The sequence below is a fragment of the Rathayibacter sp. AC451 genome, from assembly GCF_979253095.1.
Genome location: NZ_CEEDBD010000001.1, coordinates 2947556 through 2961940, shown reverse-complemented (window position 1 = coordinate 2961940; position 14385 = coordinate 2947556). Strand labels below are relative to the sequence as shown.

Here is a 14385-nt window from a genome sequence, read left to right as displayed (position 1 = left end):
GCACTCGCCCGGCGCCAGAATCGCGCCCCCCACTGCTTCCGTCGCGCTCATCGAGCTCCTCTCGTGGTATCGGCGAAGTGAGCGGAGGCTAGCAATGGCGTGTTTCGCCTCCGCGCTCGAGGGACACCATGTCCAGTGGCCGGTCCCGGCGCCCGCAGCCGTCGATCGCTGAGCGACCGGCTCAGGCCCTGCCGCTCCGGAGTGCCGACACCGCCGCCGTGACCAGTGCCGCCAGCCCCGCCGCTCCCGTCGTGGCCGCGATGACGGCCTCGCTCCACGGCGTGGTGTCGTGCGACGCGTAGCCCATGAGCATCGGGGCGATCGAGAAGATCGCGATGAGCTGCCCCGGCAGGCTGCTCCCCAGCAGGAGGACGTACGCGGCCGCCAGCGACGGGGCGCGACGGAGCACCGCGACGGCCAGGGCCACGAGCCCGACGACCGGGACGATGCTGAGCACGAGCTGGAGCCATGTCGCCCCGAGCGGAGTCGGCGTCCCGAGCAGCCCCGACACGACGGCGTGCACCCCGTTGAGCGCGAAGACCGCGGCCACCGCGACCGCCGCCGGAGCGAGGACCCGGGGCGACAGCGCCCGCATCAGCGCGAGGACGCCGGCAGCGAGGAGCAGCGTGCCGACTCCGAAGACCGGCGCGGCCGTCCCGACCGCCTCCCACGGCTCGGCGGGCATCGAGTAGTCGAAAAGATGGTCCTCGATCGACCGGTCCGTCGGCGCCCGCGTTCCGCTCGCCGTCACCCAGCGCTGCGTCGCCGCTTGCAGCTGCAGCGCGCTCGACGCGAGGAGCGCGGCCGCCGCGATCAGCGCCCAGCGGAGCGAGGTGGTGCTGCGCACGTCCGGGGCGGCGGTCATGACCGCACGGTAGTGGCACCCTTCGACGGGAGGGGGAACGGCGGGCGTCGATCCGTCGCAGACGGTCGCCCGGGAGTGGTCGGGGGGACCGATCGCGCCGGATCGACTCAGCAGGACAGCCGTTCCCCCTCCGAGTCGATCGCGAGAGGCAACCGCTCGGGACGGATGGACACGGCGACCCGCCCCCGACAACGGCGGAAGCCCGCCGCACCGGAGTGCGACGGGCTTCCGTCAGTGGTCAGCGCCGCCCGATCAGCCGCAGCTGCGCGCCGCGTACGGCGCCGTCGTCGTCGCGGTGACGGCCGAGCCGCCGACCGTCGCCGTCGCGGTGACCGTCGCCTCGCCCGCGGCGAGCTGCGTCGAGCGCACCGTGTAGGCGGCCGACGCGCTCGCTCCGGGCTTCACTCCGGCGAACGTCTTCACGCCCTCCGAGGTGCGGATCGAGACGTCCATCGGCACGGTGTCGCCGTTGCGGGCGACGACCGTCAGCACGACCTTGCCCGCGAGGCAGCGGGTCGAGGCCGTGGCCGACACCTTCAGCGACGACTGCACGGTGACGGTGGCCTGCACCGGCAGGCGCGACGCGTCCTGCGCCACTCCCGAGACCGTGAAGGTCCGGGCCGAGGCGTAGGAGGCGGGCGCGACCGCGTCCCACGCGACGTCGACCGTGCTCGTGGTGCCGGCGGCCGTGGTGATCACGGCGCGCGGCAGCACGGGCGCGGTGCCGGGCGCGGTCGTCGCGGTCAGCGGAGCGACCGAGGCGACGGCGATGCCGGGTGCGAAGCCCTCGAGCACCTTCTGGTACTCGGCGCGAGTGACCGGGATCACCGTGCCGTGGCGGGGCTTGCCTCCGTCGGCGTTCTGCGGCAGGTTCGCCGCCAGCTTCGAGCCGAGCGGCTGCCACGAGTCGCCGTCCGCGAGCTCGTCGGTGCCGAACGGCACGTAGTGGTTCGGTCCCTGGTGGTAGTCGGGCTGGTCGATGAAGAGGAACCAGTCCAGGCCGTTCACGTCGCCCTCGTTGGCGGGGAAGACGTTCGGGCCCTCACCGCTGGTGAAGGTGCCGCCCGAGCCGTTGGGCAGGCCCGACGCGACGCGCTCCTTGATCAGCGTCCACTCGTCCGCGGGGCCGGTCGGCCCGGGCAGCGCGCCCGAGACGGTGGCCAGCAGGTCGGTGCTCTTCTCCTGGCGCAGCGTCATCGACGCCTCGTCCTTGGTGAAGCGGTAGTAGACGCCGTCCTCCTCGGCGATGGTCGAGTCGATCGTGCCGCGACCCGCACCGCGCTGCACGTCGATCCACGGCTTCGCCTCCGAGAAGGTGACGAAGTCGTCGGTGGTCGCGTACATCATCCGGTTGTAGGTGACGGAGGTGCGGTCGGCGGTGTTCGTGGTCGGGTAGATGTTCGAGGCCCAGAACACCACGTAGGTGTCGAGCGCGTCGTCCCAGTACGCCTCCGGCGCCCAGGTGTTGCCGACGAAGTCGGAGGACACCTTCACGTGCCGCTGCTCGGACCAGTTCACGAGGTCGGTCGACTCCCACACCTCGATGTGCTTCGAGCCCGACTTCTGCGACGTGTCGAAGCCGCCCGCGAGGCCGGCGATCTTGAGGTCGGTCGCGAGCATGAAGAACTTGTCGCCCTCGTTCGACCGGATGATGAACGGGTCGCGCAGGCCCTTCGTGCCCTGGTCCGACGAGAAGACGGGCGTGCCGCCGTTCAGCGTGTTCCACGAGAGCGCGTCGTCGCCCTTCGAGGCGGCGAGGCTGACCTGCTCGGCGCCGTCGCCCTCTCCGGTGAAGAACGCCCAGACGTAGGCCTCGGTGTCCTCGGTCCCGACGGGGAGCGGCTGGACGCGGAGGGTGAAGTCGCGCGTGCGGCTCACCGATCCGCTGGTCGCCGTGGCGCGGACCACGACGTCGATCGCGGTGCCGCCCGCGGCGGGGCGGTCGACGTCGATGGTCTTCGTGCCCGCGGCGCTGCCCTCGCGGATCGAGGCGCCGGTCGGGCTGACGACGGACCACGCGATGCTCGAGCCGAGCGCGCCGGTCGAGGGCACCGACACGTTCGTGCGGATGTCGCCGACGTTCGGGATCGCGAGCGCGTCGAGGTCGCCCTGCACCTTCGCGGAGTCGGCGAGCTCGGCCTTCACCGTCACCGGGTAGTCGACGGAGCGGGTGCCGCCGCCGACGGAGTAGGTCGCGGTGAGGACCACGGCCGCGTCGGGCGAGCCCGCTGCGGGGCGGACGACCGTGGCCGTCGCTCCGTTCACCGCGATCGCGGGGCTGCTCGAGCGCCAGGCGATGGCGACTCCGCTCGCGGTGGCGGGCAGCGGGAAGCTCGCGGTGGCCTCGGTCGGGATCGACACCGAGGCGACGGCGCGGTCGAGCGCCTCGGAGGAGTAGAGCGCGCTCACGGACTCACCGCTGAGGGCGCTGCCGTAGACGGCGAAGTCGTCGATGTCGCCGTTCCAGCCCGCGTCCGCGTAGGTCGAACGGGCCAGGTAGGCGACGAGGGAGGAGCCGAACGAGGAGACGTTGCGGGCGATCGTCGTGGTCGTGCCGATCTGAGTGCCGTTGACATAGACCTTCAGTGTGCCGTTCGTCCCGTCGATGACGGTCGTGTACAGCGACAGGCCCGCGGGAGTCCGCGCTCCCGAGGTCGCGGCGTTCGTCGCTCCGGGGCCCACCTCGGTGCCCCAGGGGGCGCCGGCGTTGACCGAGTTCGTGACGACGGACTTCACGTAGCCCGCGGTGTTCGTGGGGTTCAGCAGCCAGTAGCCGGAGGAGAACGACGCGCCGCTCGCGACAGGGGCGCCGACGAACGCGGCGGCCGTGTTCGCCGCTCCGGAGCGGGGCGAGAGCCAGGTGGAGAAGGTGAGGTCCTTCTTGCCGACGAGCGGCGCGGTGGGGATCTCGAGGTACGGCGCGGCGGCGGCGGATCCACCGGGGAAGCTGATCGCGCCGTTGCGGACCTCCGCTCCGGTGCGACGCAGCGTCGCGTCGTAGCCGTTGCCGCTCGCGTCGGCGATGGTGGTCCCGGCGGGGGCCGAGTCGAACGTGTAGTGGAGCAGTGGAGTCTCCGTCGCTCCGAAGGCGGAGCTCGGAACCGTGGCGCCGAGCAGCGCCGTGGCGGCGACGGTGCCGATCGCCAGCGCGATCCTCACCGCCGATCGTGATCGTGTCATGCAGAAGCCCTCGTGATCGGTGCGGCGTCGACGACCGAACCGCAGGGCTCCGCGGATTCGCGCGTCTTCGCACGGAATGTGAACGTGAACACTCTAAATGAGACGGTTCACGGAGGGCCACCCCTGAGGGGGACGCCGACGATCGGAGTCCTGTCTGCAGGGGTCCGCACCATCTGCAGGGGTCCGCACCATCTGCAGGGATCCGCACGGTCCGCACCCTCTGCAGGGGATCCACCCCCGCGCGAGCCCCGTCGAGCGGAGGAACACGCCTTCCGCACAGGATCCCCTGCAGATCGAACAGCGACTCCTCAGGAGCGCAGGGGAGGCGACTCAGGCGTCGGACGCGACCGACGGTCCCGGCACTGCGCGGTAGCGGCGGTTCCGCACCGCAAGGATCGCGCCGCCGATGACCGCCGCGAGGAGCGAGCCGGCCAGCACGCCCACCTTCACGTGGTCGTCGGACTCGCTGCCGGCGCCGAACGAGAGCTCGCCCACGAGCAGCGACACCGTGAATCCGATGCCCGCGACGAACGCCATGCCGAGCATGTCGATCCATCGGAGCGACGGGTCGAGCGAGATCCCGCGGAACCGGGTGAGCAGGAAGGTGCTGCCGACGATGCCGATCGGCTTGCCGAGCACGAGGCCCGCGATGATGCCCAGCGCGATCGTGTCCTGGAACGACTCCGCCAGCCCCGCGAGACCGCCGACCGTCACTCCGGCCGAGAAGAAGGCGAAGACGGGCACGGCGAACGCGGTCGACAGCACGCTCCAGCGGTCGGCGAAGTGCGCGGCGAGCCCGTCGTACAGAGGCTTCCCGGCCGCATCGGTCCCCACCTGCACCCGAGCCCGAGCGGTCGCGGCGACCGGCACCATGAAGCCCAGCAGCACGCCGGCGACGGTCGCGTGCACCCCGGAGGCGTGCACCAGCGCCCACGTCGCGACGCCCAACGGGATCAGCACCCACCACGCGCGCACGCCGCGCTGCACGCAGACGGCGAAGACCGCGAGCGGGATCAGCGCGAGTCCCAGCATCAGCGCGTCGATGCCGGCCGTGTAGAAGACGGCGATGATCGTGATCGCGATGAGGTCGTCCACGACCGCCAGCGTCAGGAGGAACGTGCGCAGAGCCGGCGGGAGGAACCGGCCGACGACCGCGATCACGGCCACGGCGAAGGCGATGTCGGTGGCGGCGGGGATGGCCCAGCCGTCCAGCGCCGCTCCCCCGCGCTGCAGGTTCACGGCGACGAAGATCAGGGCCGGAGTGACGACTCCGCCGACCGCCGCCACGATCGGCACGAGCGCGGTCCGCGGGTTCCGCAGCGAGCCCGCGACGAACTCCTCCTTGAGCTCGAGGCCGACGACGAAGAAGAAGATCGCGAGCAGGCCGTCGGCCGCCCACGAGCCGACGCTGAGGTTCAGGTGCAGCGCCTCCGGACCGAAGCGGAAGTCGCGCACCGCCTCGTAGAGCGAGGACGCGGGGCTGTTCGCGATGATCAGCGCGAGCAGCGTCGCAGTGAGGAGGAACGCCCCTCCGACGGTGTCCTTCTGGAGGGTCTGGCGCAGCCCCCGCCAGATGGAGTGCGGTGCCTGGTCGGCGGGCAGGTCGTGGTGAGCCATGGGATCGTCCGATCGGAGAGGTGGCGGGCGCGGGAACGCGACCGCTGTCTCCGAGGAGGGGCGGGCGCGGTCTATGCGCGCGGCGGCGGGCAGCCGGCGATCTCGCCGTGCGCGTTGGTGCCCCACGAGCTCAGCCACCCGTTCGTCCCGGAGGCGCGCTTGGTCAGCACCAGCCGGTTCGGGAACGCGGCCGCCGCTCGAGCACGGGCGCGCGACGGGGAGGACATCCCTCCGATTCTACCGAGCACGACTGAGCGCCCGCCCTCTTCTGCAGGGGACGGGCGCTCGGACGGTTCGGGGCTACTCCTCGACGACGATGGTGGTGATGACCGGGTTGCGGCGGTGACGACGGGTCAGCCAGCGGCCGAGCGTGCGGGTGATCAGCTTCTCGAGCGCCTCGCGGTCGGTCGGCTTGCCGGCGGCCTGGAGCACGGCGTCGTCGATGGCCTTGCTGGCGTTGTCCTGCCAGCCGGGCTCCTCCACGAAGCCGCGGGTGAAGAACTCGACGGGCTCGCCGAGCAGGCCGCGGTCGAGATCGGCGATGGCGAGCACCGTGATGGCGCCCTCCTCCGCCAGCACGCGGCGGTCGATCATGGCGTCCTCGGTGGCGACACCCATCGTGGTGCCGTCGACCAGGATGTGGTCGGCGTCGATCCGGCCGCTCATGCGGGCACGGCCCTTGACGAGGTCGATCGAGACGCCGTCCTCGATGACGAAGACGTTCTTCTCGTCGATGCCGGTGCGCGTCGCGATCGCGGCGTTCGCGGTGAGGTGGCGCCACTCGCCGTGCACGGGCAGCACGTGCGTCGGGCGGAGGATGTTGTAGCAGTAGGCGAGCTCGCCGGCGCTCGCGTGCCCCGAGACGTGCACCTTGGCGTTGCCCTTGTGCACGACGGTCGCGCCCCAGCGGGTGAAGGCGTTGATGATGCGGTAGATCGCGTTCTCGTTGCCGGGGATCAGCGAGCTGGCCAGCAGCACGGTGTCGCCCGGTCCGATGTCGATGATGTGGTCCTTGTTGGCCATGCGCGAGAGCGCGGCCATCGGCTCGCCCTGCGACCCGGTGCAGATCATGACGATCTCGGTCGCGGGGAGCTTCTCGAGCACCTTCATGTCGACGACGAGGCCCGCCGGGATCTTGAGGTAGCCGAGGTCGGCGGCGATGCCCATGTTGCGGACCATCGAGCGGCCGACGAACGCGACCTTGCGGCCGTGGCGGTGCGCGGCGTCGAGGACCTGCTGGATGCGGTGCACGTGGCTCGCGAAGCTCGACACGACGATGCGGCGCGGGGCGGTGCGGAACACCTGGTCGATCGCGGGGGCGAGGTCGCCCTCCGAGATCGCGAAGCCGGGGACGTCGGCGTTGGTGGAGTCGACGAGGAAGAGGTCGACGCCCTCGTCGCCCAGGCGTGCGAAGCCGGGGAGGTCGGTGGTGCGGCCGTCGAGCGGGAACTGGTCCATCTTGAAGTCGCCCGTGTGCAGCACGAGGCCGGCCTCGGTGCGGATCGCGACGGCGAGGCCGTCCGGGATCGAGTGGTTCACGGCGAGGAACTCGAGGTCGAACACGCCGGCGTCGACGCGGTCGCCCTCCTTGACGGGGCGGGTGCGCGGGGTGATGCGGTGCTCCTGCAGCTTCGCCGAGATCAGCGCGAGCGTGAAGGTCGAGGCGATGATCGGGATGTCGCCCCGCTCCTTGAGCAGGTACGGCACACCGCCGATGTGGTCCTCGTGGCCGTGGGTCAGCACGATCGCCTCGATGTCCTTCAGGCGCGAGCGGATCGCGGCGAAGTCGGGGAGGATCACGTCGATGCCGGGCTGGTTCTCCTCGGGGAAGAGGACGCCGCAGTCGACGATGAGCAGCTTGCCCTTGTGCTCGAAGACGGTCATGTTGCGGCCGATCTCGCCCAGACCTCCCAGAGGGGTGATGCGCAGACCGCCCTTCTCGAGCGGCTTGGGAGCCGCCAGTTCGAGGTGGTGGCGGGCGGGCTTGGCGGTGCGGGCGTTTCGCATGGGTGCTTTCCGGTAGGAGGGGCCGGCGTCGAGCCGGGACGTGCGTGGCATGGGGGCGCACCGGGTCGATCCGGTGCTGCTGCGACCGCCGCTCCGGCTCTGCGGAAGGGCGTCGCTCCGGCCGCGAGTGCGTCTGCACAGGAGGTCGGGGACCTCCGCGACGGCGGAGGGGGAGACTGCGGGGCGGGCGTAGCGCGCACCGGCGTCCGCCCTCAGACTACTCATGCCCTCCGCCGGGCGCGTCGGACGAGCCCTCCCGTTCGCCGCGAGCGCGTCCCCGAGGCGCGTTCTCGAGGCCCGGTGGCGGCCCCGGCCGGCCGCCCCACTGCCCGCGGAGACGAGGCCGACTGCCCGGATCGAGCCGATCACGGTCGGATCGGGGCGCTCGGCTTCCGTTCTGCGGGTGAGCGTGCACGCAACCGAGGTCAGGAGGGCCCTCACGGCCTAGGAGGGCGCCGTCGGCCCCGTTCGACCTCGGTTGCGAGCACGTCGCGGTGGGGCCGGAGCCGTCAGCCCAGAGTCTTCGCGAAGCAGAGGCTCTCGGGCGCGTCGCCCCAGTAGCCGAAGCCGGGGATCGGCTCGTAGCCCGAGCTCTCGTACAGGGCCACGGCCTCCGGCTGCTGCGTGCCCGTGACCAGGCGGAGCAGCACGACCCCGTGCCGGACGGCGAGGTCCTCGACCGCGGCGAGCAGGAGTCGGCTGAAGCCGCGTCCGCGCGCCGGCTCGGTCACGAACATCCGCTTGATCTCGCCGACCTCGTCCTCGGCGGCGAGCGCCACGCAGCCGACGACCTCGCCGTCGACCCGGAGCAGGAGCGTCGGCGTCGCGGGTCCGGGGCGCGGCCCGGGGTCGTCGCCGCCGTAGCGCCGCATGATCTCGGCCTCCTGCAGGGCGAACAGCGTCAGCGCCACGGGATCGGCGGCCGTGGTCTCGATCAGCGCGGTCTCTTGCGGCGCGTTCTCTCCCGGCGCGGTCTGTTCCGGCGCGGTCTCGATCGGCGCGGTCTCGATCAGGCGGGGCTCCTCAGGCACCCCTCGATCGTACGGGCGCGGAGCCGCCACCCGACGAGGCGTCCCGGCGCCGTCGAGACGTCCACGAGCAGCGGGACGCCTCGACGGGAACGGGACGCCTCGAACGATCTCGAGCCGGCGCGTAGAGCAGACCCGCGCCGGCGGACAATCCCCTGGCGCACCCCGCGCGGGCGTCGCAGGGTGGAGGTCATGAGAAAGCTGTACTACGCCAGCGGGCACATGCTGGTCGCCGACGTCACGTGCAAGGCCGTCCTCCGCTACGCGCGCGCCCTCGCCGATGTCGGCAAGTCGGACGTCGTCACCGTGCCGGTCATCACCGAGGGCGGGAGCAGCGCCTACGCCCACCTCCTCATCGGACCCGCCAGCCAGCTCTGGTCGACCCCGGTCGAGAACAGCCACGGCGAGGAGCCGGTCGACGAGGCCGTCCTCTCCCACATCGAGGCCGAGACGCAGCGGATGCAGCCGTCGCGCCCCTCCTGGAGCGACGAGATGACGGACATGCCGGACCTCGACTTCCTGAACTACCCCGAGCCCGCCTGACCCGGGACGGTCCCAGGAGGGACCCGGTTGGATGGGCCGGGTGAACACGCTCATCGTCACCGCTCACCCCGATCCGGAATCGCTCACCTCGACGATCGCGCGGAGGATCGCCGCGGCGGTCGGCTCCGTCGAGGTCGCCGACCTGGCCGCCGAGGGCTTCGATCCGCGGTTCTCCGCCGCGGATCGGCACTCCTACCGGGTGGCCGGAGACTTCTCCGAGGACGTCGCCCGCGAGCAGCGGCGGCTCGACGGCGCCGAGCACCTCGTGCTCGTCTTCCCCGTGTACTGGTGGTCGATGCCGGCCCTGCTGAAGGGCTGGATCGACCGCGTCTTCGTCAACGGCTGGGCCTTCTCGATCGACCCGGCCGGAGGGATGCGCCGCCGCCTCGGCGCTCTCACCGTGCACCTCGTGCCGATCGCCGGGGACGACGCCGGCGTCTACGACCGCCACGGCTACGAGCAGGCCCTGCGGACGCAGATCGAGCACGGGATCGTCGACTACTGCGGGGCCGTGCGGGGCGTGACCGCCTTCGTCCACGAGTCCGAGCAGGAGGACGACGGCGCCCGGCGCGCCGCGGTCGACCGGGCGGTCGAGGCGGTGTCGGAGGCCGTCCGCCGCTGACGCGGTGGCACACTTCGGAGCATGGACGAGGCGCCGCACGACGAGCTCCGCGCGCTGCAGCGTCGGGCCTCCGCGCGCCGCCCCGACCTGGGACCCGCGGAGTGGGAGCGGCTGCGGGCACTCGAGGGCGGAGCGGCGGCTCCGCGGACACATGCGGCTCCTCCCGAGCCGGTCGGCACTCCGACGGCTCTCGAGCCCGCGCTCCTCGACGATCCGCCCGCCCGCCCCGGTCGCCGCATCCCGTTCCTCTGGGCGGCGTCCCTCGTCGCCGCGGCGCTCCTCGGAGCCGGAGTGACGACCTGGGCCGCCGCTCCCGACGACCGCGAGGTGGCGACACTGCGACTGTCGCCCGCCGACGACCTCGCCGGCTGGGGCGGCTCCGAGGACACCCTCGCGTCCGACGTCTTCCACGGCCTCCGGATGGTGAAGCGGCCCAGCGGCGAGGACGGCGGCTCGTGCCTGTACGTGGTCCCGGCCGAGACCGACGCGTCCGGCATCGTCTTCAGCGGCTGCAGCGCGCGGTCCTTCCCCGCCACGGCGCAGCTGACCGTCTCGCCCTCGCTCCCCGGGGAGCTGCGCGAGGCGTTCGGGGACGGCAGCGGACTCCGCTTCGTCTTGGAGGGCGAGACGGTGCACGTCAGCTCGGACCGGTGAGCCGCGCGTCGGATCGGAGCCCGGTGGCGAGGAGGCGGTGCTGCAGAACCTCAGCCAGGAGCAGGGGCTGACCGCTGACAGCCGACGGGCCCCCTCCTCGGCTGATGATGCGAGCGCCGTGTGGATCGCCTCCCCGTGCCCCGTCAACCCGGCGCGACCGTCGGACGTCTCTGATCGGATGGAGGGGACCGCCACCTGGAAAGGACATCTGATCCATGACCGACGTCTCCTCCCAGCCGCCCGCCGAGGGCGATGACCGCAAGGTTCTGACCAACCGTCAGGGCCACCCCGTCTACGACAACCAGAACCAGCGCACCGTCGGGGCCCGCGGCCCCGCGACGCTCGAGAACTACCAGTTCCTCGAGAAGATCAGCCACTTCGACCGCGAGCGGATCCCCGAGCGGGTGGTGCACGCCCGCGGCGCCGTCGCCTTCGGCTACTTCGAGGCGACCGGCACCTGGGGCGACGAGCCGATCGCGCGGTACACCCGCGCGAAGCTGTTCCAGGAGGAGGGGAAGCGCACCGATGTCGCGATCCGCTTCTCGACCGTGATCGGCGGCCGCGACTCCTCGGAGGCCGCGCGCGACCCCCGCGGCTTCGCGGTGAAGTTCTACACCGAGGACGGCAACTGGGACCTCGTGGGCAACAACCTCGGCGTCTTCTTCATCCGCGACGCCATCAAGTTCCCCGACGTCATCCACTCGCTCAAGCCCGACCCCGTCACGTTCCGGCAGGAGCCCGCGCGCATCTTCGACTTCATGTCGCAGACGCCGGAGTCGATGCACATGCTGGTCAACCTGTTCAGCCCCCGCGGCATCCCGGCCGACTACCGCCACCAGCAGGGCTTCGGAGTGAACACCTACAAGTGGGTGAACGCCGCGGGCGACACGAAGCTGGTCAAGTACCACTGGATCCCCTCCGTGGGCGTCAGCAGCATGACCGAGGCCGACGCCGCGGTCGTGCAGGGCGGCGACCTCGGCCACGCGTCGAAGGACCTCTACGAGGCCATCGAGCGCGGCGAGCACCCGGAGTGGGAGCTGCGCGTGCAGCTGATGGACGACCACGACCACCCCGAGCTCGACTTCGATCCGCTCGACGACACCAAGGTGTGGCCCGAGAACGAGTTCCCGCCGAAGACGGTCGGGAGGATGGTGCTGAACCGCAACGTCACCAACCACTTCGCCGAGAACGAGCAGCTCTCGTTCGGCACCGGCGTCCTGGTCGACGGCCTCGACTTCTCGGACGACAAGATGCTGGTCGGGCGCACGTTCTCCTACTCCGATACCCAGCGCTACCGCGTGGGCCCGAACTACCTGCAGCTGCCGGTGAACGCGCCGAAGAACGTGCACGTCGCGACCAATCAGCGCGACGGGCAGATGGCGTTCCACCAGGACCACGGCGGCGAGAACCCGCACGTGAACTACGAGCCCTCGATCACCGGCGGGCTGCGCGAGGCGCAGTACCCGACCCACGACGACCAGGGCCCCGAGATCACCGGCCGCCTCACCCGCAAGCGGATCCCGCGCACGAACGACTACACCCAGGCCGGCCAGCGCTACCTGCTGATGGAGGAGTGGGAGCGCGACGACCTGGTGGCGAACTTCGTCGACCTGATCTCGCAGGCGGCCCGCCCCGTGCAGGAGCGGATGCTCTGGCACTTCTACCTCGTGGAGGACGACCTCGGCCGCCGCGTCGGCGAGGGCCTCGGCATCACGCTGGACGAGGTGAAGGACCTGCCTCCGCTGCAGTCGCAGACGCTGTCCGAGGACGAGCTCGCCCGCCTCGCGAACCTCGGTCACAACGGCCCGCGCGACGTCGAGGGCCTCGTCATGACCCACACCGTGCCGAATGCGCGCGCGAACAAGGTCGAGAAGCACGTGCAGGAGGAGACGGCGTAGCTCCTGCGGGCCGGAGGGGGCGATCCCTCCGGCCCGTCCGCGTCTCAGCGGAGCGGGAGGCCCGCGATCGCGCCGACGACGGCACGGAGGCCGCGCGACCCCTCCGGGAGGGGAGCGGCTGCGCGGCCTCCGTCGTCGCCCTAGCGGACCGTGCGGCTCACGGAGTTGTTCGCCGGCGTCGGATCGGCGGCGGAGGTCGACACCTTGGCGTCGATCGTCGTCGTCCTCGGGCGGGTGGCGAGCGTCACCGGGTAGCTGATGCTCTGCCCCACCCCGACACTGGGCGCGGTCCAGGTGAGCACGGTGGTGCCCTTGGCCTTGCCCGGAGTCCGCACCGCGCCGGGGGCATCGGCGACGGGAGCCGAGACCGTCACCCGGGTGGTGGTGGTCGCCGCGTCCCGGGTGCCGACGTTCGTGATCGTCACCGTGCCCGAGACCGGGGCGGTCGCGGGGCGACCCGGGGTGAGGGCCATGGCGATCTTCAGGTCGGCCCGGGTCGACGCGCTCACCTTCAGCGTCTGGGTCGCAGCAGGAGCCGCGAGCCAGACGGCGTCACCGGGCTGCACCGCCGTGACGGTGCAGGTCGCCGCTCCGGTGAGCTTGACCGCGGCGGTGCCGCTGCCGGTCGGCGCGATCGTGCAGCTCCCCTTCGCCGAGAACGTCACCGGGTTGCCGGACGTCGCGGTGGCCGCGACCGGGTAGGCGATCCCTCGCTCGGGTGCCTTCGGCATCGTCGTCGTGAACGCGATGGTCTGCGCCCTCCTGACGACCGGGGCGGCCGCCGTCACGGTGACGGACTGCGTCGCTCGCGGCGCCGCCTCGTGGGTCGCGTCCCCGGCCTGGTCGGCCGTGAGCTGGCAGGTGCCGGCGGCGGTGAAGGTCACCGAGCCGTTCGCCACCGAGCAGACCGCGGGGGTCGTCGTGCCCAGGACGACCGGAGCACTGGACGCGCCCGCGCGCACCGTCGGCGTGTACGCCGCGCCGCCCACGACCGCGGCGGGCGCCGCCGAGGTGAACGCGAGGGTCTGGCCGACCCGCGCGATCTCGAACGTGCGCACGGCCTGCGGAGCGGCTCCGTGACGGGCGTCGCCCGCCTGGTCGAGCGTCAGCGTGCAGGTGCCGGCCGAGTCGTACGACACGACTCCCGACGCCACCGAGCAGGCGCCCGAGGCCGTCAGCACCGGTTCCGCACTCGACGGGCCGCGGACGATCACCGGGGCGGAGGACTGGCCGACCGTCGCCCCCGAGGGGGCCTCGCCGCCGAAGGAGACGGTGCCCGCGGCGAGACCGACCGCGATCGACTGCGAGACCTGCGCAGCCGCCGCGTGGCGGTCGTCCCCCGCCTGGTCCGCGGTGATCGTGCAGGTGCCGCTCCCGGTGAAGGTCACGACTCCGTCCTCGATCGCGCACGACCCGCTCGCGCCCATCAGCACGGGCTTCCCCGACGCGCCGCCCGTGGCGGTCGGCGTGTATGTGCCGCCGGCCACCGCCGTCGCGGGAGCCGTCGAGGTGAAGCTCAGCGACTGGGCGAGGAGGCCGACCTCGAACGAGCGGACCGCACGGGGAGCCGCGCCGTACCGCGCGTCGCCCGCCTGGTCCAGCGTGAGCGCGCAGGTGCCCGCGGAGTCGTACGACACGACTCCGGAGGCGACCGAGCAGGCACCCGACGCGGTCAGCACCGGATCCGCGCTCGACGGACCGCGGACGATCACCGGGGTGGAGGAGCCGCCGACGCGGGCGTCCGCGGGAGCGTCGCCGCCGAAGGACACGGAGCCCTCGAGCAGCCCGACCGCCACGGTCTGCGAGACCTGAGCCGCCGCTTGGAAGCGGTCGTCCCCCGCCTGGTCCGCGGTGATCGTGCAGGTGCCGGTCCCGGTGAAGGTCACGACCGCATCGGCGATCGTGCAGGCACCGGTCGCGCCGATCAGCACGGGCTGCCCGGAGGCGCCGCCCGCCGCGGTCACGGCGTAC

The 14385-nt window shown here is 72.2% G+C and carries 11 protein-coding genes; 4 read left to right on the top strand and 7 right to left on the bottom strand.

Translation table 11 applies throughout. The annotated features are described in order from the left end of the window. Positions 1-181 precede the first annotated feature (181 nt). The 6 genes from AC0CID_RS14145 to AC0CID_RS14120 all read right to left on the bottom strand — a co-directional run bounded on the left by AC0CID_RS14145 (position 182) and on the right by AC0CID_RS14120 (position 8700). Complete coding sequence (locus AC0CID_RS14145) at positions 182-865, bottom strand: hypothetical protein (protein WP_465227290.1); 684 nt, start codon at positions 863-865, stop codon at positions 182-184. A gap of 252 nt (positions 866-1117) precedes the next feature. Next, the gene (locus AC0CID_RS14140; protein WP_465227289.1) at positions 1118-4045 is read right to left on the bottom strand and encodes an immunoglobulin-like domain-containing protein; all 2928 of its coding nucleotides are present in this window, start codon (positions 4043-4045) and stop codon (positions 1118-1120) included. Between the two features lie 330 nt (positions 4046-4375). Beyond that, positions 4376-5662 carry a Na+/H+ antiporter NhaA gene (gene nhaA / locus AC0CID_RS14135; protein ID WP_465227288.1) on the bottom strand — a complete coding sequence of 429 codons (1287 nt, stop codon included), beginning with the start codon at positions 5660-5662 and terminating at the stop codon, positions 4376-4378. A gap of 71 nt (positions 5663-5733) precedes the next feature. Further along, on the bottom strand, positions 5734-5889 hold the full coding sequence (locus AC0CID_RS14130) for a hypothetical protein (RefSeq protein WP_465227287.1): 156 nt from the start codon (positions 5887-5889) through the stop codon (positions 5734-5736). Between the two features lie 73 nt (positions 5890-5962). Continuing rightward, entirely contained in the window at positions 5963-7669 is a 1707-nt protein-coding gene (locus tag AC0CID_RS14125) for a ribonuclease J (protein ID WP_207404340.1), read from the bottom strand. A gap of 509 nt (positions 7670-8178) precedes the next feature. Further along, positions 8179-8700, bottom strand: coding sequence for a GNAT family N-acetyltransferase (locus AC0CID_RS14120; protein WP_465227286.1), 522 nt, complete (start codon positions 8698-8700; stop codon positions 8179-8181). Positions 8701-8889: 189 nt separating this feature from the next. Between AC0CID_RS14120 and AC0CID_RS14115 the strand changes: the two genes are divergently transcribed. The 4 genes from AC0CID_RS14115 to AC0CID_RS14100 all read left to right on the top strand — a co-directional run bounded on the left by AC0CID_RS14115 (position 8890) and on the right by AC0CID_RS14100 (position 12414). Then, positions 8890-9240, top strand: a complete 351-nt coding sequence (locus AC0CID_RS14115; protein WP_207404322.1) for a hypothetical protein — start codon at positions 8890-8892, stop codon at positions 9238-9240. Between the two features lie 40 nt (positions 9241-9280). Further along, positions 9281-9862: an NAD(P)H-dependent oxidoreductase gene (locus AC0CID_RS14110; RefSeq protein WP_465227285.1), complete on the top strand. Its 582-nt coding sequence runs from the start codon at positions 9281-9283 to the stop codon at positions 9860-9862. Positions 9863-9883: 21 nt separating this feature from the next. Next, on the top strand, positions 9884-10516 hold the full coding sequence (locus AC0CID_RS14105) for a hypothetical protein (RefSeq protein WP_465227284.1): 633 nt from the start codon (positions 9884-9886) through the stop codon (positions 10514-10516). A gap of 215 nt (positions 10517-10731) precedes the next feature. Beyond that, positions 10732-12414, top strand: coding sequence for a catalase (locus tag AC0CID_RS14100; protein ID WP_465227283.1), 1683 nt, complete (start codon positions 10732-10734; stop codon positions 12412-12414). Between the two features lie 140 nt (positions 12415-12554). On the opposite strand, the gene AC0CID_RS14095 is transcribed toward AC0CID_RS14100, so the two are convergent. Next, positions 12555-14378, bottom strand: coding sequence for a hypothetical protein (locus AC0CID_RS14095; RefSeq protein WP_465227282.1), 1824 nt, complete (start codon positions 14376-14378; stop codon positions 12555-12557). Positions 14379-14385 lie beyond the last annotated feature (7 nt).